General features: G+C 69.2%; 19 protein-coding genes. 8 read left to right on the forward strand and 11 right to left on the reverse strand.

Annotated elements, in window-relative coordinates; genetic code table 11:
* Positions 1 to 8 precede the first annotated feature (8 nt).
* Complete coding sequence (locus tag AC6LJ9_RS11060) at positions 9 to 1,463, forward strand: 3-deoxy-D-arabino-heptulosonate 7-phosphate synthase (RefSeq protein WP_498147634.1); 1,455 nt, start codon at positions 9 to 11, stop codon at positions 1,461 to 1,463.
* On the opposite strand, the gene AC6LJ9_RS11065 is transcribed toward AC6LJ9_RS11060, so the two are convergent.
* The 6 genes from AC6LJ9_RS11065 to AC6LJ9_RS11090 form a co-directional block, all read right to left on the reverse strand.
* Positions 1,453 to 3,060 carry a 4-hydroxyphenylacetate 3-hydroxylase family protein gene (locus AC6LJ9_RS11065; RefSeq protein WP_498147574.1) on the reverse strand — a complete coding sequence of 536 codons (1,608 nt, stop codon included), beginning with the start codon at positions 3,058 to 3,060 and terminating at the stop codon, positions 1,453 to 1,455. The genes AC6LJ9_RS11060 and AC6LJ9_RS11065 overlap by 11 nt on opposite strands.
* Before the next feature lie 58 nt (positions 3,061 to 3,118).
* Positions 3,119 to 4,852 carry an acyl-CoA dehydrogenase family protein gene (locus AC6LJ9_RS11070; protein WP_498147575.1) on the reverse strand — a complete coding sequence of 578 codons (1,734 nt, stop codon included), beginning with the start codon at positions 4,850 to 4,852 and terminating at the stop codon, positions 3,119 to 3,121.
* Positions 4,849 to 5,520 carry a TetR/AcrR family transcriptional regulator gene (locus AC6LJ9_RS11075; RefSeq protein WP_212315677.1) on the reverse strand — a complete coding sequence of 224 codons (672 nt, stop codon included), beginning with the start codon at positions 5,518 to 5,520 and terminating at the stop codon, positions 4,849 to 4,851. The genes AC6LJ9_RS11070 and AC6LJ9_RS11075 overlap by 4 nt, the downstream gene beginning before the upstream one ends.
* A 37-nt stretch (positions 5,521 to 5,557) precedes the next feature.
* Positions 5,558 to 5,866: a hypothetical protein gene (locus AC6LJ9_RS11080; RefSeq protein ID WP_498147576.1), complete on the reverse strand. Its 309-nt coding sequence runs from the start codon at positions 5,864 to 5,866 to the stop codon at positions 5,558 to 5,560.
* Positions 5,863 to 6,633: a DUF899 domain-containing protein gene (locus AC6LJ9_RS11085; protein WP_498147577.1), complete on the reverse strand. Its 771-nt coding sequence runs from the start codon at positions 6,631 to 6,633 to the stop codon at positions 5,863 to 5,865. Before AC6LJ9_RS11085 ends, AC6LJ9_RS11080 begins: the two co-directional genes overlap by 4 nt.
* A 142-nt stretch (positions 6,634 to 6,775) precedes the next feature.
* Complete coding sequence (locus AC6LJ9_RS11090; RefSeq protein ID WP_498147578.1) at positions 6,776 to 7,558, reverse strand: NAD(P)H-dependent oxidoreductase; 783 nt, start codon at positions 7,556 to 7,558, stop codon at positions 6,776 to 6,778.
* A gap of 87 nt (positions 7,559 to 7,645) precedes the next feature.
* Between AC6LJ9_RS11090 and AC6LJ9_RS11095 the strand changes: the two genes are divergently transcribed.
* Complete coding sequence (locus tag AC6LJ9_RS11095; protein ID WP_498147579.1) at positions 7,646 to 8,548, forward strand: LysR family transcriptional regulator; 903 nt, start codon at positions 7,646 to 7,648, stop codon at positions 8,546 to 8,548.
* On the opposite strand, the gene AC6LJ9_RS11100 is transcribed toward AC6LJ9_RS11095, so the two are convergent.
* The gene (locus AC6LJ9_RS11100) at positions 8,529 to 9,305 is read right to left on the reverse strand and encodes a ribonuclease T2 family protein (protein WP_498147580.1); all 777 of its coding nucleotides are present in this window, start codon (positions 9,303 to 9,305) and stop codon (positions 8,529 to 8,531) included. The two genes, AC6LJ9_RS11095 and AC6LJ9_RS11100, sit on opposite strands and share 20 nt — an antisense overlap.
* A 207-nt stretch (positions 9,306 to 9,512) precedes the next feature.
* Between AC6LJ9_RS11100 and AC6LJ9_RS11105 the strand changes: the two genes are divergently transcribed.
* The 6 genes from AC6LJ9_RS11105 to AC6LJ9_RS11130 all read left to right on the forward strand — a co-directional run bounded on the left by AC6LJ9_RS11105 (position 9,513) and on the right by AC6LJ9_RS11130 (position 14,802).
* Complete coding sequence (locus AC6LJ9_RS11105; RefSeq protein WP_498147581.1) at positions 9,513 to 10,388, forward strand: DUF1932 domain-containing protein; 876 nt, start codon at positions 9,513 to 9,515, stop codon at positions 10,386 to 10,388.
* 66 nt (positions 10,389 to 10,454) lie between these two features.
* Complete coding sequence (locus AC6LJ9_RS11110; RefSeq protein ID WP_498147582.1) at positions 10,455 to 11,420, forward strand: Bug family tripartite tricarboxylate transporter substrate binding protein; 966 nt, start codon at positions 10,455 to 10,457, stop codon at positions 11,418 to 11,420.
* Positions 11,421 to 11,457: 37 nt separating this feature from the next.
* A complete protein-coding gene (locus tag AC6LJ9_RS11115) occupies positions 11,458 to 12,129 on the forward strand; it encodes an RraA family protein (protein ID WP_498147583.1) in 672 nt (223 codons plus the stop codon).
* Positions 12,130 to 12,131: 2 nt separating this feature from the next.
* Positions 12,132 to 13,178 (forward strand): NAD(P)-dependent oxidoreductase, encoded by a 1,047-nt coding sequence (locus AC6LJ9_RS11120; protein ID WP_498147584.1) that lies wholly within the window; start codon positions 12,132 to 12,134, stop codon positions 13,176 to 13,178.
* Between the two features lie 174 nt (positions 13,179 to 13,352).
* Positions 13,353 to 14,021, forward strand: coding sequence for a GntR family transcriptional regulator (locus tag AC6LJ9_RS11125; RefSeq protein WP_498147585.1), 669 nt, complete (start codon positions 13,353 to 13,355; stop codon positions 14,019 to 14,021).
* Positions 14,022 to 14,058: 37 nt separating this feature from the next.
* On the forward strand, positions 14,059 to 14,802 hold the full coding sequence (locus AC6LJ9_RS11130; protein WP_498147586.1) for a 4'-phosphopantetheinyl transferase family protein: 744 nt from the start codon (positions 14,059 to 14,061) through the stop codon (positions 14,800 to 14,802).
* 78 nt (positions 14,803 to 14,880) lie between these two features.
* Here the strand turns inward: AC6LJ9_RS11130 and AC6LJ9_RS11135 are convergent, their stop codons facing one another.
* From AC6LJ9_RS11135 to AC6LJ9_RS11150, 4 genes are all read right to left on the reverse strand, one after another.
* A complete protein-coding gene (locus tag AC6LJ9_RS11135) occupies positions 14,881 to 16,089 on the reverse strand; it encodes a hypothetical protein (RefSeq protein WP_498147587.1) in 1,209 nt (402 codons plus the stop codon).
* Positions 16,090 to 16,161: 72 nt separating this feature from the next.
* Positions 16,162 to 17,178 carry a hypothetical protein gene (locus tag AC6LJ9_RS11140; protein ID WP_498147588.1) on the reverse strand — a complete coding sequence of 339 codons (1,017 nt, stop codon included), beginning with the start codon at positions 17,176 to 17,178 and terminating at the stop codon, positions 16,162 to 16,164.
* Positions 17,179 to 17,224: 46 nt separating this feature from the next.
* Entirely contained in the window at positions 17,225 to 17,875 is a 651-nt protein-coding gene (locus tag AC6LJ9_RS11145) for a hypothetical protein (protein WP_498147589.1), read from the reverse strand.
* A gap of 73 nt (positions 17,876 to 17,948) precedes the next feature.
* Positions 17,949 to 18,530 (reverse strand): SMI1/KNR4 family protein, encoded by a 582-nt coding sequence (locus tag AC6LJ9_RS11150; RefSeq protein ID WP_498147590.1) that lies wholly within the window; start codon positions 18,528 to 18,530, stop codon positions 17,949 to 17,951.
* Between the last annotated feature and the right edge of the window lie 96 nt (positions 18,531 to 18,626).

Raw genomic sequence — 18,626 nt, forward strand, 5'->3', positions numbered from 1 at the left:
CCCGCGGCATGCGCGAGCGCGGCGACGACAGCTTCTTTTCCGCGCCCGACCGACACGCCATGACCCAGCCTTCCGCCACGCTCGCCGCCATCCTGCGCGTCATACCCCGGCGCTATCGAAGCGCGGCCCGGCCCGTCCCTGGCGCCGTCGCGCAGCCCGATCCGGACAGCCCCATCGCGCGGCTGGCGCGCGCCGTCGAACCGCTGCAGGCCGCCGACGCCTCTGGCCACGCACCCGAGGGCGCATTGCGCGACGCGTTCGTCGACGCGCTGGCCGCGCTCATCGACGAAGCCCTGCGCCCCGATGCCGGCGACCCCGTGTTCCAGGGCGCGCTGCTGGAATACCGCCACCCCGTCGTCCGTGAATACCTGGAACTGCGCCGCCAGGAAGCCGCCGACCAGCGCCAGCTGCGCACCGCCATCAACACCGTCGCGCATCCGGCCAAGCCGCCGCGCCTGGCGCCCGGCGCGGGACGCGAGTCCCTGGCACGGCTGCACGCCGAGATCTCGTCGGGATCGTGGCAACAGGCGGCGCAGACCGCGCAAGCGTTGCTGGAGCTGCCGCAGGTCCACGCCGACGCGGACCTCGCGTCCACGCTGCGCGCGCTGCTCGACGCCCCGGCGCTCGCCCGCCTGCAACGGCTCGACACGCTGGCGTCGGACCCGCGCGTGCGGCAGTACGAAGCGATCCGCGAGAAACAAGGCCCGCGCTCCGGCAGCGACGAGGCCAATGCGCAAGGCCTGCTGGCCAGGCAACGCGGCGTCGCCGTCGAGATCCTGGCCGCGCGCGCGCTCGAAGCGCTGGCGCGGCATCTGGACCAGGCGTCCCCTTCCGAATCACGCCATGGCGACGCATCGCCCCGCTACCGCGTGGTGACCTCGCTGCGCGTGCCGTCAGCCCTGGCCGCCAATGCCGATCGCGCCAAGACGGAGTGGGACGCGGTGCTGCTGCGCCGCGCCGACGGCAACGCGAGCGAGACGCCGCTTTGGGACGTCTGCCTGCTCATCGAGGCCAAGGCCTCCGTGGACGCCGCCACGACCGACCTGCCGCGCCTGTTGCGCGGCTTGCGCCTGCTGGCCCAGGCTGAACCGGACGCGTCCTATTCCTGCGCCACGCAGCAAGGCCAGGTCCGGCTGCGCGGCGCCTCGCTGCGCGCGCTGCCGCAGGAAATGAATGATCTGGCCGACGCCGTGCTGTACTGCTGCGACGCGCCCGACGAAACCTGGACGCCGGCGCTCAACGCCGCCGGCCGCATGCAGCTGCTGTCCGCGCCGCCCAGCCTGGCCTACGCCGCCCGGCTGGCCGCCGGCGAGCCGGCCGACACGCGCATGCTCGAACCGCTGTGGCAGGACCTGCGGCAGAACCCCCGCTGGCAAGCCATGCTGAACCTGGGCGCCACCCGCCGGCTGGCGCGCGAACTGATGGTGCATCCCGACGATCTGCTTGCATCGATCAACGCTTGAGCGCGGGCAAGGGCACCATGATGGGCTGTCCCGGCGCGCTGCACCCCATGTCGCAGCAGCGTCCGGGCTGGCGGTTCTTCGTGGCCGCGCGCGCCTCGTCGTGCAGCACGCCCCGCTCCAGCAAGCGTTCCACCAGTTCCACCTTGGAACCCAGGGGATAGTTGCGCCAGATCTCCTGCTTCATCGCCGCCGGCGAACCGCCGCCATGCAGGCTGATGACCGAATACCAGCCGCCCTGGTACGAGGCGGTCAGGTCCTCGATGAAGCGCGCCGTCTGGATGCGGCGGTCGTAGGGCACGGCGGGATTGGCCTGCAGCGCCTCCGACAGCCGGGCGGCCGTGGCGGGATTGTGGTCTTCGTCCGGTCCAGGCAGCGCCACGATCAGCCCGCCGGACACCTCGTGCGCCAACCGGTGCATGTCGTAGATCTGCGTGGCCAGCAACAGCTTGCCGATATTGCTGAACACCGGGTCCGGCATGAATGAGCCGCTGTGTTCATCGCGCGCGGCGTAGACGCTGGCCGCGACGCCACAGGCATAGAAGCCTTCCGTGATCTTGATCAGCTCGACCATCGGCTCGCGCAGATTGGCCTTGGCGTCCGGATCCAGTCCGTTGGCCTCGCACATCAGCGCGCCGGCCCCGATCAAAAGATCGCCGAATCCCGCCCTGGCCGCGATGCAGCTGTGGCGGTGATGGGTGGCATAGCTGTAGGTCAGCACATGGCTGTGCTCCCAGTCGCCCGCGTAGAACACGCGCTCCCAGGGCACGAACACCCGGTCGAACATCACCACGGCCGTGGCCTGGCCGTACTTGCGCGAGAACAGCGCAGCGCCGTGTTCCAGCTTCTCGCCGGGGCGTCCGGCCGGACGCGACACGAGGGTGATGCCGGGCTCGTCCACGCGCACCGCGCAACAGACCGCGAAGTCCGCGTCCTCGGCTCCCATGTTGCGGCTGGGCATGACCAGCAGCTCGTGCATGTACGGGCCACCCGTCACGATGGCCTTGGCGCCGCTGATGACGATGCCGCGCGCATTACGCTCGACCACGCGCACATAGGCGTCGGGATTGGGCTGCTGGTGCGGCTTGAGGCTGCGATCGCCCTTGGCGTCCGTCATCGCCACGCCCAGCGACAGGTCGCGGTCCTGCGCATGCGCCAGATAGGCCTCGAAGCGGGCGCGGTGTTCCGTGCCGCCCGTGGCGTCGTCGATCCGCGCCACGGCCTGCCCGATGCCATTAAGCGCGTCGTGCGCCAGATAGCGCTGGGCGCAGCCGGTTTCCTGGCACAGCGCCCGCACCGCTTCCAGCTTGTTCAGCAGGTCGCCGGACGACTCGTTGATGTGCAGCATCCGGCTGACCACGCGGTTGCGCCGCGATTGCGTGGCCAGCGCGATGGGCGCGACCTCCTCGCGCCGCGCGAAATCATAGGTGTAGGCCAGGGCATTGACGCCCGGCCGCAGGGACGGCTCGTCCGCGACGCTCTCTATCTCGCGTCCGTCCACATAGACCCGGGGTCGGTAGCCGCGCAGCGATTCGCGGTAGTCGTCGCCGGACATCAGCTCGGCCCGGCTGGGCATTGCGGCTTCATGCAGCGCATTCATCTCCACCTCCTGTGACCCGGTTCGCCAGCAGAAACGGCGGCAGGCATGCCGCCGGCCATCAACCCATGACGTCAGCCCGCCGCAGGATGCGTTGCGCGGCGGCCTGGCCGGTCCTGCCGGCCAGCGTGCCATAGTGCGATCCCCAGGCGCCCGCCGCATCGGGACCGCGTGTATCCAGAAAGGCATCCACGACCTCGTCCGTGCCGTGGCGCAACAGCTCGGCGCCTTGCAGCGCGCGCGCCACCGCCTCGGTCATGGGACGCGCCAGGAACTCATCCCGCGCCGCGTCGCGCGCCAGCCGGCCAACATGCCGGACCAGCGCGTCGAAGCGCGCGTCCTGGCCGGCCAGCGGCCGCAATTCATCGAACAGCGCGTCCAGCGTCCGCGCATCCCTGGCCATGGCGCGGCGCACGTCCATGCACATCATGTTGGCCGTGCCTTCCCAGACGCTGTTCAGCGGCGCCTCGCGATAGACGCGGGCCATCGGGTTCTCCTCGATGAAGCCATTGCCGCCATGGCATTGCAGCGCCTCGTAGGCGATCGACGGCGCGCGCGAGCAGTTGAAGTACTTGGCGGCCGGCGTGGCCACGCGGGCCAGCAGGCGTTCGTGCTCGCTGTCGCGCATCCCGTCCGTGGCCCGGGCCACGCGCAGCGCCATCAGCGTGCAGGCCTCGACCTCCACCGCCATGTCCGCCAGCACGTTGGTCATCATGGGCCGGTCGGCGATGGGCGTGCCGAACGCGCCGCGCGTCATCGTGTGCCGCAGCGCCAGCGTCAGCGCCAGCCGCATGAGGCCGGCCGAGCCGATCGCGAAATCCAGCCGCGTCAGGTGCGAGTGCGACAGGATCTCGCGGATGCCCTTGCCCTCCTCGCCCACGCGGATCGCCAGCGTGCCGGCGTACTCGACTTCGCTTGAGGCGTTGGAGCGGTTGCCCGCCTTGTCCTTCAGGCGCTGCACATGGAAGCGGTTGTAGGAGCCATCGGGCAAGGTGCGCGGCAGGAAGAAGCAGGTGACGCCGCCGTCCACCTTGGCCAGCGTGAAAAAGCCGTCCGACTGCGGCACGGAGCAGAACCACTTGTGGCCCGTCAACTCATACCAATGCGCGGCCGCGCCGTGGTAATCGTCCGTGTGCGAGTAGCGCGCCGTGGTCTGCGTCTGGCGCAGGTCCGAGCCGCCCTGCTTCTCGGTCATGGCGTAGCCGATGACCACGGACGGCTTGCCGCCGACCTCGCGCCGGCTGAACTCGTACTCGGTGCCCAGCGACTTCCGCTTCCAGACCGCCAGCGCCGGCTCGGCCTCGAAACCCGCATGGGCGGCGTAGGCCATGCCCGTGGGACAGCCGGTGCCGTGCTCCACCTGGTTCCACAGATACGACAGCACGGCGCGCGCATAGTGGCCGCCCGGCGCGTCGGCGCGCCAGGCCAGGTTCGGCACCTCGTGCTTCCAGGCCAGCGTCATCAGCGCGTGCCAGCTGGGATGGAACTCCACCCAGTCGATGCGGTTGCCATAGCGGTCGTGCGTCTTCAGCTCGGGCGCATGCCGGTTGGCCAGCCGCGCCAGTTCCTGCGTGTGTTCGTCGCCGGCCAGCGCACCCAGCGCCGCGCAGCGCGCTTGCGCCCACGGCGCCTCGCGCGCGATGGCGGCCCGCAACACCGCGTCGCCGGTGTAGGCGTTGAAACCGCAGGCCGGCTCGGCCTGGTTCAGGACCGCATGGGTGCGGTAGCGGTCGGCGGGCGTCGCGTCCGGGGCGGAGCCGGCTATCAGCGCGGCGGGAGGCAGGGGTTGGTTCATGCGCGTCTCCGGGGTAGCTGCCGCAATGCGCCGGCAGCGGTGGCCACGCTGGCGCAGGCCAACGTGGCGATCTGGTCGGCCAGCACGGCGACATCGTGCCGATAGGCCTCGGCCTGCGATTCCTGCTGGCGGTTCAGCGGCGACAAAGGGCCGATCAGGCCCTCCATGAAGCCGCCCACGATCACGGTGGCCGCGATGTCCGCCCGCACGTCGGCGCGCATCTCGCCGGCGGCCTGCCCCTCGGCGACGATGGCGCGGATCGTTTCGCTGATGGCGGCGCGATAGGTCAGCCGCACCTCGTCGATTTCCTTGTCGCAGGGCTCGGCGATCAGCGCGTAGGCCAGCCTTGGATTGCGCATGGCGCGCTTGACGAAGGTCGCCACCGCCGAATGCAGCCGCACGGTGGCGCCGCCGTCCGCCTGGGCAATGGCGGCCAGCACGTCCACCTCGCGCTGCGAGACCAGCGCCAGCACCTCGGCGAACAGTTCCGCCTTGGATGGGAAGTACCGGTACACCGTGCCCGTCGCGATGCCGGCCGCCGCCGCCACGCTGGCAACCTGGGCCTCGGTCCAGCCGCCTTCGCTCACCAGCGCGCGGGCGGCTTGCAGGATGCGGCTGCGGTTGTCCTGGAGACGGGCTTCGACTTCGGGGGTCTGACGGTAGGCCATGAAAAAATGAACCTTGATTCACACGATTCGATGAATCCTAGTTCATTTCTTTGGGGCGTACAAGGAATTCGCCCTTCCCCCGGGGATTCCACTGATGCGGCGACAACGCACGATCCTCGGGCATGGCCCGCCGGGTCCGGCCCTGCCGGCCTGCCAGCCACCTGAGCCAGGGCGCGGCATGGAATGCGCTCATCAGCGCGTACATCCAGGCCATGCCGTCGACCCGCCAGGCGTCGCCCCCGCACAGCATCCGCATGGCGGGATCGCCGTGCCAGGCGGCCAGCGCGGCCATCGCCGCGAAGACCGGCGCGGCGGCCAGGCACAGGCTGTCGGCCAGGCGCTTCATGGCTGGCCGTACTCGTCGCGGCGGCGCAGCCACATGCCGCTCTCGTTGCGCCCTTTCGGCGCGCGGTCCAGCCAGGCGTACATGCCCCAGATCGCGTCCGTGCCGCGCGAGTACGAGGAATAGCTGTGGTAGACCACGCCGTCCTGCAGCACGAAGGCGCTCATGCCCTCGCGTTCGCGCAGGTAGGTGGACGGGTCGGTGCCGGTCGTCGCCGCCCAGGATACGAATTCCGGCGGCGGCGCCGCGGCGGCCGCCAGCTTCATGGCGGGATCGTCGCGCCGGAAGTTGTATTCCGGCCCTTCGCGCTGCTGGGTCTCGGTGAACGAGGCATTGAAGTCGTAGTTGAAATCGCTGCCGGCCGACGAGGCCCACGGGAAGGTCCAGCCCATGCGCCGCTTGTAGATCTGAAGCTTGTCCAGCGGCGCGCGCGACACCGCCCACAGCATCACGTCGTGATGCGCCAGATGCGTGACGATGCCGTTGAAGCCGTCGGCGATCGACGAGCAGGACGGGCAGCCCGCCTTGTAGTCCGGCCCGAACATGAAGTGATAGACCAGCAGCTGCGAACGTCCCTGGAACAGGTCGGCCAGCGTGGCGCTGCCGGCATCGGTCTGCAAGCGGTAGGTCTTGTCCAGCCGTACCCAGGGTAGCGCCTGGCGCTGCCGCGCCACCTCGTCGCCCTGCCGCGTCAGTTTCTTTTCCGCGTCCAGCAGTTCCAGCCGGGCGGCCAGCCATTGCTCGCGTGTTCCGATCTGGTGCGCTTGCATTCGTCTCTCCTTGTCCCCTGTGCATACGCGCCATGAACGACGCGTCCCGGGGTGGTGAGAGAGATAGTGCGGCGGATCGGGCCGGCGAAGGGAGTAACAAGTCTGGCGCGAATCGGGGCGGATCCGCCGCGCCGGCGTGGAATCAGACCCGCGTCAGATGGATGCCGAAGCCTTCCTGCCCCTCGGCCAGCTCCGGCCGCAGGGTCAGCTCCGGGATCAGATAGTCCCCCGCGTTCTGCCTGCGGAATGGAATCGGCGCCGTGGTCCAGAGTGCGTCCAGCCGCTGACCCAGGGCGTCGCAAGCCGCCGCATGGCTTGCCGCATCGATCTTGCTGGTCCGGTAGATGACATAAGGCGGCAATACATCGAAGCCCGGGTAGAACAGGATGCCGTGCTGGATCGGGAACAGGATGTCGTCGATGGGCCCGTTGATGCCGCGTGGCGCATAGTGGGCCTCCCAGCCGCCGGCCGTGACGATCAACATGGCGCGCTTGCCCGCCATCACGCCTTCGCCGAAGCGATCGCCCCAATGCGTGTCGGAATGCTCTCCCACGCCGTAGGCGAAGCCGCAAGCGTAGACCCGGTCGATCCAGCCCTTGAGAATGGCGGGCATCGAATACCACCACAACGGAAATTGCAGGATGACCGCATCGGCCCAGCGCAGCTTGTCCTGTTCGCGCGCGATATCCACGCTCTGAGTGTCGCTCTTGAACGCCAGCATGGAATCGGCCGAGGCGTCGAAGCGCGCCCCGCGCCGATACGCCGTATTGTCGTCGGCGTCCAAAGCCGCCTTCCAGCGCATCGCGTACAGGTCGGACACCTGCACCGCGTGGCCCCCGCGTTCCAGCCGCTGGACGGCGTAGTGCTTCAATGAACCGTTCAGGGAGCGGGGTTCGGGATGGGCATGAACCAGCAGGACATTCATGATTGGAGGATTCCTTCTATTGATGGAAACACGATAGACAGCCCCGGGATATATTGGAAATGAATTCCTGATATCCCAGCTATATCCATGAATAATTCCTTGAAACGTATCGACCTCAATCTGCTGGTCGTGCTGGATGCCCTGCTGGCCGAGCACAATGTGACGCGCGCGGCGAGGCGCCTGCATCTGTCGCAACCCTCCGTCAGCGTGCAGCTTGCCAAGCTGCGGGAGATCTTCGGCGATCCGCTATTGCTGCCCGGCCCGCGCGGCATGCGGCCGACGGCCCGCGCCGATGAATTGCGCGTGCCGCTGCGGGACGCGCTCGACGCCCTGGGCCATGCCATCGCGCCATCAAGCCCCTTCGAGCCCGCCGGGTCCGCCCGGACCTGGCGCATCGCCGCCTCGGACTACAGCGAATCCACCATCGTGTTGCCGGCGCTGGCGGGCCTGCGCGCCGCCGCGCCGGGCACGCGGCTGGCGCTGCTCGAGCTGACTCCGCCCACGCTGACCCGCCAGGCCGAGCTGGGCGACATTGACCTGGCTTTCCATATCAGCGCCGAAGCGCCGCCGCAGTTGCGCCGCCGCGCGATGTACACAGAGCACTATGTGCTGGCCGGACGCGCCGGGCACCCGCGCCTGAAGCGCCGCCCGACGCTCGCGCAATTCTGCAAGCTCGACCATGCGGTGGTATCGCCCGATGGCGGCGGGTTCCATGGCGTCACCGACGAGGCGCTGTCCCAGCTGGGACTGAGCCGCCGGGTCGCGCTGTCCGTTCCGCACTTCCTGTTCCTGGCCGCCGCGCTGGCCAGCACGGATCTCGTGGCGATGGTGCCGTCCCGGCTGGTGCGCGGCAATGGCGCGCTACAAGTGATCGACCCGCCTGTCGACGTACCGGGCTTTGAGATGCTCATGCTATGGCACGAGCGCGTGCACCGCGATCCGGCGCACCAGTGGCTGCGGGAACAGATCGTCAGTTCATTGGCGTCCTGATCTTGATCCGCTGTCCATCGGGCGTCCCGCGCGTCGGGCATGCCATCGGCTTCAGATCCTTGCCCAGGCAGACCCACAATTCCCTGAGCCGGTTGTTCGAGGCCACGCTGACGCGCAGGCTGTCGGCCGGCAGCGTCGGATTGAGCCGCAGGAAGGCCTGCTTGACGTCCCCCGCCGTGGCGTCGAGCAGGCGGTTGGGCGACAGGTCGGCGTTCTTGCCTGCCATGTCGCGCACGGTGGGGCGATGCAGCGTGCCGTACACGGCCTGGATGTCCGAGAAATAGCGCTCCGGCGAATTCCAGCCGCAGGTGCCGTGCGCCTGCCACTCGTTCTGCATCAGCTCCACGCCCGGCATCATGCACAGATGCTGCTTGAGCACGGACGCGGGCACGGCGCCAGCGGCCTGGCAGTTGCGCGGGTGATCGCGGCCCGAGCGGGCCTGGCCGTTCTGGGGCCACAGGCCATGCACCACCCATTCAAAGCGGTTGCCGGAAAAACACTGGAACGACTGCTTCTGCCGCTGTCCCTCGGGCCGGTTGCGCTGGGTCTCGCAATGCTCGGGCGACCAGGACAGCACCAGCGCCAGATAGTCCGTGGGCAGGTCCTTGTTGACGTAGTCCACGCGCTTGGGCGAGGCGCGCTCGACCGACGCGGGCACGGCGCAGACCTCCTGGGCGCTGGCCACGGCGGAACAGAGGGACAGCAGCGCGAAGAGCCATGCGCGCGTGCTCGCGGCCTGCCTGCGGTTGCGATTCATAGACGTTCTCCTTGCCAGTCAGCCGGACGTTCGGCGCGAGATGCCTGTTTAAACCAAATCGCCGTGATCGGGGAAGCCTGGCTCTCCGGGTCCCATTTTTGTGTTTTCTTTGTACTTATTAAAAACGCAAACCCAGGGAATTCCCCAATAAACCTGCAGCAACGGAACCGAGTACAAATCCATTATTGTATTTTTTTTGTACTTTTTATGAAAATCGCACTCCTGGGTTGCGGCGAAGTCGGCTCCTGCTACGGACAAGCCTGGACCGCCGCCGGCCATCACATCATCGGCATCTGCGAACTGCGCGACGACGAGGCCATGCGCGCCCGCGCCGCCTCGCTGAACGCCGCCCTGCACGCCGAACCGGGCCCCTGGCTGGCCGAGGCCGACATCGTGGTGTCGGCGGTCTACGGCCATAGCGCCTCGGCCGTGGCGCAGGCCTGCTTCCCTTTCCTGCGCGTGGACGCCGTCTACGCCGACTTCACCACCGCCAGCGCCGCCGACATGCAGGCCGCTGCCGGCGCGGCCCGGGCGCGCGGGCTGGCCTTCACGGACGTGGCCATCATGGGCGCCATCGCCCTGCTGGCCGAGCGCACGCCGCTGCTGTGCGCCGGCCAGGGCGCGGACCAGGTGATCGCGCTGGCCGCCAGCGGCGGCGCGCCGGCCCGCGCCATCGACGGCGCGCCCGGCGACGCCGTGCGGCTCAAGCTGCTGCGCAGCATCATGACCAAGGGCATGGAAAGCCTGGCCGTGGAATGCCTGGTCGCCGCCAACGCCATGGGCCTGCGCGCCTCGCTCTACGAGGTGCTGTCCGACATCGACCGCACGCCGCTGACCACCTTCATGGACGCCTTCGTGCGCTCGCACGTGGACCACGCCGGGCGCCGCCACGCCGAAGTCCGCGAAGCCCGCGACCAGTTGCACGAAGCCGGCCTGGAGCCGCTGGTGCTGGACGGCGTGGAGCGCCTGTTCGCGCGCACCGCGCGCCATCTGGAAGCCGCCCGCGCCCAGGGCGGCGTCGAAGTCGAAGACACCGTCCCCGCGCGGCTGGCCTGGCTGGAGCAGCTGGCCCGCCAGCGCTGAAGGCCCCGCGCATCGAATCCCGGCCGCAGCGCGCGGCCGCACTTCTAAAAACACTCGAGGAAGACAATGAAACGCATCAAGACGCTCATCGGCGCCGCGCTCCTGGGCGCCTGCGCCGTGGCTTCGGCCGCCGACCTGGGCAAAGGCCCCATCACCATCATCTCGCCGTTCCCGCCCGGCGGCGGCACCGACACGCTCACGCGCATGATCGGCAGCGCCATCGCCGAGGAAACCGGCTGGAACATCGTCGTGGAAAACAAGCCCGGCGCCGGCGGCAACCTGGCGCTGGACGCCACGGCCCGCGCGCAGCCGGACGGCCACACGCTGGTCATGGCGCAGACCGACAACATCGTGCTCAACCCCTGGCTCTACAACAAGCTCAGCTACGACACCTTCAAGGACTTCAAGCCCGTCGGCCCGGTCGCGTCCTCGCCCAGCGTGTTCGTGGTGCTGCCCGAGTCGCCCTACAAATCGATCGCCGACGTGGTCAAGACCGCCAAGGCCAAGCCCAACTTCATCTCGCTGGGCATGCCCGGCGTGGGCGGCACGGGCGACCTCACCGGCTACCTGTGGCGCCAGGCCGCCGGCATCGAGCTGATGCACGTGCCGTATCGCGGCTGGGCGCAGGCCTATCCCGACCTGGCCAGCAACCGCATCGACATGTACGTGGGCTCGGTCGCCACGCTGCTGTCGCAGATCCGAGGCGGCAAGGTCCGCGCGCTGGGCGTGGTGGCGACCGACCGCTCGCCCGCCCTGCCCGACGTGCCCACCTTCGTGGACAGCGGCTATCCCACGATCAACCAATCCATCTGGTGGGGCCTGATGGCGCCGGGCAAGACGCCCGACGACGTGGTCGCCACGCTGAACCAGGCGCTGCGCAAGGTGCAGGCCAAGCCCGAGCTGGTCAAGAAGCTGGAAGACGCCGGCTACACCGTGATGAGCGGCACGCCGGCCGACCTGGCGCAGCGCCATCGCGCCGACCACGACGTGTTCGGCAAGGTGGTCCAGGACGCCGGCATTCCCAAGCAATGACGCGGATGCGCATCAACACCGACAAGACGGAAGCAGCATGAACGGATTCCAGATACATACACGCACGCGCGCGGTCGCGCCGGACCTGGCGGAACGGTTCCGCCGGATCCCGGTGGCCAATATCAGCGACTGCATGTCGCGCATGACCGCCGGCGGCCCGCGCCTGCGGCCCATGCACGGCGGCGCGGTCATGGCCGGCCCGGCGCTCACGGTCCGCACCCGCCCCGGCGACAACCTGCTGGTGCACAAGGCGCTGGACCTGGCGCAGCCAGGCGACGTCATCGTCGTCGACGCCGGCGGCGACCTGACCAATGCCATCATCGGCGAGATCATGACCAGCTATGCCCGCTCGCGCGGCGTGGCCGGCATCGTCATCAACGGCGCGATCCGCGACTGCGGCGCGATCCGGCAGGGCGCCTTCCCCGTCTACGCCGCCGGCGTGACCCACCGCGGCCCCTACAAGGACGGCCCCGGCGAGATCAACGGCATCATCGCGCTGGACGGCATGACCATCGCGCCCGGCGACCTGATCCTGGGCGACGATGATGGCGTGCTGGCGATTCCCTGCGACCAGGCCGAGGCGCTCTATCAGGCCGCCCAGGCCAAGCACGAGGTCGAGGAACGGATGCTGGCCGACATCGCCGCCGGCACGCTGGACACCTCGTGGATCGACGCGCGCCTCAGGCAGCTCGGCTGCGCGGGGGTCTGACGATGACAGCGCCCGCACAGCGCGCGTTCACGGTCGCGCGGCTGGACTTGTGGATCGATCCCGTCTTCGACGCGACCATCCAGGACGACGCCGCGCTGCGCCTGTCCGTGCTGGCGGCCGCCGCCGAGGATGCGCGCACGGCCGAGGGCCTGGCGCAGGCGCGGGCCTATCACGTCAGCGCCGCCAAGGATGAAGTCCCGCGCCGCTGGCAGGTCACGCAGGAGCTGCTCGCGGCCTGTCCGCGACTGCTGTGCGTGTCCTCCGGCGGCGCGGGCTACGACACGGTCGATGTCGCGGCCTGCACGCGAGCGGGCGTGGCCGTGGTCAACCAGGCCGGCGCCAACGCGGCCTCGGTCGCGGAAATGACCTATGCGCTGCTGCTGTCGCTGGTCAAGCGCCTGGACGAATCGGGCGCGGCCCTGCGCGCCGGCACGGCCCGCAGCCGCGAAGCGCTGATGGGACGCGAGATCGAGGGTCGCGCCATCGGCCTCATCGGCATCGGCGAGATCGGCCGCCAGGTGGCGCGCATCGCGCAGGGCTTCGGCCTGACGGCCATCGCCTGCGATCCGCTGCTGACCGCCGAGGAAATCCGCGCGCGCGGCGCCGAGCCCGTGGACTTCGACACCCTGCTGGCGCGGGCCGACATCGTCAGCCTGCACTGCCCGCTGGACGACGCCACGCGCGGCCTGATGGACGCGCGGGCCTTTGCCCGCATGAAGCCGGGCGCGCTGTTCCTGTCGACGGCGCGCGGCGGCATCCACGACGAAGACGCGCTGCTGGCCGCGCTGGACAGCGGCCACCTGGCGGGCGCGGGGCTGGACGTGTGGCGCGTCGAGCCGCCCTCGCCGGCGTCGCGGCTGCTGCAGCACCCCGACGTGGCCAGCGCCTTCCATACCGGCGGCGTCACGCACGAAGGCCGCCGCAAGGTGGCGGCGGGCTCCGCGCGCCAGATCTCGCAAATGCTGGCCGGCATCCGGCCCGAGCGCCTGCTCAATCCCGACGTCTGGCCCCGGTTTCTGGAACGGCTGGCGCAGGCGCGGGAAGGCTGACGGCGGCAGGCCGCGGGCAGCACGCCAACGATGGGCGGATCGTCGGCGCAGGGACGGTTGCGCATGAAACGGCTGCCGACGACAGATCGCCCTCGCCCCGCTGGACACCTCCAGTCGCGGACCGCACCCGCCGTCCGCTATAGTCCAGTCTTTGGATGACACGCCCGCCTCATCATGTCCAACGCCAGCGATCACGTATACGGGGAACTGCGACGCCGCCTGATGGCGGGTTCCTTCCTGCCCGGCGAGCGGCTGCGCGAAGAGCACATCGCCGCCGAGATGTCGGTCAGCCGCACGCCCGTGCGCAACGCCATCGAACGGCTGATCGCCGACGGCCTGGTGACGCGCGAGGAGCGACGCGGCGCCGTGGTGCTGGGTTGGCAGGACCGCGACATCGACGAGGCCTTCGAGCTGCGCATGCTGCTGGAACCCTACGCCGCCGGGCTGGCCGCAAGCCACGCCAGCGACGCGCAGATCGAGGAACTGGAACGGCTGAACCAGTCCATGCAGGACGCGGTCCGCTCCACCGCCGCCGATCGCGTGCAGCAGGTCCAGCAGTTGAACAACCAGTTCCACCACAAGCTGCTGGAAGCCGCGCAGTCGGCGCGCGTGCGCACCATGGTCGAGAACCTGCTGGACATGCCGATCATCATCGGCTCGTTCTATTTCTACGGCGACGACGACATGCTGCGCAGCGTCGAGCACCACCGGCAGATCATCGCCGCGCTGCAGGCGCGCGACGCCGAATGCGCCTCGCTGGCGGTGCGCTTTCACCTGGCGGCCACGCATCTGCTGTTCCGCAACCACCGCAAGGGCAAGGCGCAGCCGGCGGCGGCGGCATGACGCGCCCGCCCGCGCACGAGACGGGATCGCGCTGACCATGTCCGACAGCATCGGCAAGCCGCCACGCGCCCGGCGCGGCGTCCTGGGATGGGGCGCCACGCGGTCCGTCCTGGACGCGCTCGCGGCCCAGGACATCCCTTTGACGCCGGAGGAACGCGAGCGGGCGAACGCCTTCGCGCACGACGCGGACCGGCGCGACTTCATCGCCTCGCACCGGCTCGCGCGCGCCATGGCCGCCTCGATCATTGGCGCGCCGCCCGGGACGATCATCTTGCGGCAGCGCTGCGACACCTGCGGCGGCCCGCATGGCCGCCCCACCCTGCCCGATCATCCCTGGCTGCATGTCAGCCTGAGCCACGCGAAGGGCGTCGTCGCCGCAGCCTGCGGCGACCGGCCCGTCGGCATCGACCTGGAACGATGGAACGCGTCGCAGCCGGATCATTCCGACCTGGACTTCGCGCTCGCCCCGGCGGAGCGCAAGCGGCTCCAGTCCATGGCCGCATCCGATGCCGGCGCCGACGCCCCCATCACGCCCGCCGCGCTGGCCTTCCTGCGGCTCTGGGTGCGCAAGGAATGCCTGGTGAAACTCGGCCGGATCACGCTGGACCAGCTGGACAGCGTGGATTTCTCCGCCTTCATGCAAACCGAGTCGGTCGCGCAAGCCGCCGTGGCGCACTTCGAGCGCCAGGGCCTGCGCTACTCCGAATGGCTCGATCCGGAACTGAGGGTCGTGGGCACGGCGGTCGGCGACGGCCCTTTCGATATCCATCAGTTCCGTTAAGGCTCCCGCTGCGCGGGACAGCCCCCGGCGCGCGGCGGCCCCGGCGGCCCAGCCTCCCGACCATGTCCGATTGCCGTCCTAGTAGTCCCGCACCGCATCGAACCAGCGCTGTGCCTGCTCCTCGGTCACGCCCAGCCGCAAGGCCGAATCCCGCTGGCTGAACTGCCAGACGGCCTCGCCGATGTCGTCGCGCTCCGAGGTCTCGATGCCCTTCATCTGGTTGAAATGCGCGGCGAAGGCCGTGATCGCGGCCTGCGCCGCCTTGATATCCGCCGCGCCGTCGAGCGCGTCCCGCGCCGCATCGTAGGCCGCGTTCGCCGCCTTGGCCTGACGGCCGCTCCAACCCGAGAAGGGCCGCCCGTACTCGCTTTGCCACCATTCCGGCTTGCGCAACTGGCTGACCGAGGCATGGCCGGTCCAGGCCCGCTGCTGTCCACGCGCCTTCATCTGAGCCCTCAGCCGCTTGCCGGCGGCCTCGTCGACGTTGTAGGCAATGAAGCGGTCCAGCAGCGGCCAGCTGTCCAGCGGCGGCATGCCCTGCAGGTCAGGCGTGAACCGGATTTCCAGGGCCCGCAGACGAGGCAGCCGCAACAGCGCGTCCCAATCGGCGAAACGGCCCCACAGCATGAGCTGCGTCAGCGCCGGAAAGCGCTCGATGCCTTGCAGGGAAATCGCCTGTCCCATCGGCCCGCCATGGAGCGACAGCGACGACGCCTGTTGCAGCAGACCCAGGTCGGGCAGGACATAAGGCGCCATGCCTGGCCGGCGGCCCGGCGTGGGCGCCAGCGTTAGCGAACCCGGCGGCTCGCCGTCGGCGGTCAGGCGCGACAGATCGCCAAACAGGTGCAGCGCGCAACCCGGCGGCAGCGTCATGTCGAGATGACCGCCGCCTTCCTCCAGGCGCAGCTGCAAGGTCTGGATCCGCGCGGCGCCGGCGTCGACGCGGCGTGCATCGCCGAATGCCGGCGTCCAGCTGAATTGCTCGATGGGGCGACGCTCGGACCAGCCGATGAAGCCGGCGTCATTACCGTGATAGCCGATATGGCGCGGCCACGGCGATCCCGCAGGCGTGGCATAGGGATCGAACGCCGGCCAGTGGATCGCCGCGTCGGGCGCCACGTGCAGATCCGCCTTCTTGCCCATGCCGGCGGGTCCGATGACCAGATCGCCGCGTCCCGCCTCCCGGATGAGCACATGACTGCCCGGCTCCGTCAGGCCGAGCGCATAGCGCCCGGCATCGCTCACGGAACCCTCAGGCTGATCGGATACGTCCATGACTGCTGGCATAGATTGCTCCTGATGATATTTAGCATGCGACCCGGCGAAGGCCGGCGGCGCCCGACGCCCTGCTCGACGCCCTCACAGCGTCATGACCGGCTGGTCTTCGATCCGGAAGAACAAGGCGCGCGGCCCGAAGAAGTCCGATCCCTCCAGATACTCGAACTCCACGCGCTGACCCGGCTCGGCCACCGGCCCGAAGTGCTCGACCCGGTACATCAGGCCCCCGATGCGATAGTTGTGAACCAACGTGGAAACGTTCGAGTTGGTCGTGCGCAAGCGATAGGTCACGACTTCCTCGACCACGCCGCGCACGCCGTGCTTGTACCGCGCGCGCTTGAGCCTGGGACTGCGCATGCCCAGCACGAGTCCCAGCAGGAAGAGAAAGCCGGCCAGCAGGATCAAGGGGCTCCAGAACAGGCTGCCGACCAGCACGACCAGGGCGACCACGTAGAAGAACTTGCGCAGGCTCAGTTCCTCATTGCGCACGGCCTCGCGGTCGGCATCGCTGATTTCCTCGACCGAATTCCAGACTTGCGTGCTCATCGGATATTCGGCCCGCAGCAGCACGGGCGGTGTGTCGGGCGACAGCGTCAGCAGATGCAGCCGCACGGGCAGGTCCGTCAGCGCCGCGGCCGCCAGGGGCCGGAAGCCATCGCGGGTGTCTCTGGACACCTCGTTCCAGAACGGCAGGGCCACATTCACGCGCTGCTCGCCAAAGGCGTAGCAGATGCCGGGCGACTCGGCCGGGCCGAAGCCGGTCAGATGGCCGGCAACGATCTGCTTGGGCATGCGCCCCTTCAAGACCTGGTTGAAGCGACGCCAGGCGCGCGGCAGCTTCAACAACCTGCGCCCGAGAAACACCGCGAAGGCACCCATCGCCGCCGTGCACAACAGGATCACCACGCCGTCGCCACTGATCAGCAAGCTGCGGTCGACAATGACCAGCACCACGAACAGGACCACGCTGCTCGCCAGCAGCAGGAACATCAGGCCGGCGAACACGGCCGTCAGCGCTCTGCCACCGCGGCTGCGGCGCAGCAGCAGGATGTCCTCGTCGGACAGGGGTTCTTCCGCGACTTGCAGGGTTGCGCTCATGCTTGCCGTCATCTCCTTCTCAAAACACGTCGCGCCACGATCGCGCTCAATAGATCCCGTAGGGAACCTCGACCGCCAGGGGCTTGCCGCCCTGGGCCGGACGCAGCGCATAGGCATGCACCATGCCGTCGTCGCTGGCCAGCGGCACATCCTTGCGCGTCACGCTGTAACGCTGGCCATCGAGTTCCAGCGTGCGCGGCGCCACCGCCCGGGCCTGGGCGGGCAGCAGCAGGCCGCCCAGCTCATCGGCCATGTCCGAGAATTCGTAGTCGAGCAAGGCGCCTTCGGCGCGCAACAGCTGCACGCGGGGCCGGTACGGCGCGGCGTCCAGGTTCCAGCCGTTGACCAGATCGGTGATCCACGGGCCCGGAATGCCGTAGTTGCTGTCCAGCTCGGCCTCGCTGATCTCCGGCCCGACCACGACCAGGCAGCACACGGTCTTGCCGGCCTTGTAGTCGTACACCGCCCACTTGCCGCCCGCGGCCGCCACGCCGGGCAGCATCGAGAAACGGTATTGCTGATTGAACTGCGCATCGGACACCTTGCGCCAGGCGCCGACGACGGGCGGCTGCGCCGAAGGCGTTGCCGACGACGCGGGCGCCTGCGCCGGTTGCTGTGCCGCTTGCTGCGCCTGGCACGCCAGCGTCATCAGCATGCCTGCGGCCAAGGCGGCGACTTTGCTCGGTAAACGGATCATGTGTGGTCCTGGGCGGTTTGAAGTGTTTCGAGGGATATTGGTCAAGCAAGGGATCAACCGGCGTCCCGCCGCGCTACCCCGGCAACTTGCCCTGCTTGCGCGTCGCGCGCTCAGCCAATCGCTGCGCCATGTCCTGCTGGCGCTGCATCAGCTCGGCGATCTGCTCGGCATACAGGTCGGTGAGGTCGCCTTCCAGCGGCTCCGGATCGGTCATGTCGTCGATCACCACGACCGTTCCCGCCTGATCCACGCCCCAGATCCGGCTGCCGTCGCCCACGATCTTCAGCACGGGCAGGATGCCGGGCAGGCCGGCCTCGGCCAGCTGGCGCTGCTGCGCCGCGATGCTGGCCCATTCAGGCAGTTCCGGCGCATCGATGCCCAGCAGCACCAGGCCGCGCCAGAAGGTCCAGGCGGGGCCGACCTCGAATTCCTTCGCATGCGGCCAGGCTTCCTCGCGCGCCATCACGCACAGGCCGTTGGCGCGCTGGCAGAAGGCCGCGAACGCCGCCGGCAGCGGGAAGCCGACAGCGGCCTCCAGGCTGTATATCGCCTGCGCGTCGGGCGCGGGCGCGGCCACGACCTCGAAGTACTCGGTGTCAACGGGATCCAGGATATCCCACATGCGTTCGTGAAACTGTTCGGCGGTCTGGGTCATGCAGGCTTCCTGAATCAAAGAAAAATACCGGCTCGCCGCGCAGGCGGGCACCTTGAAGGCACGCCACTATATCGCTGATCGCGGCGGCCCGGCGAA

This window comes from Achromobacter sp. 1011811831 (genome assembly GCF_059760905.1).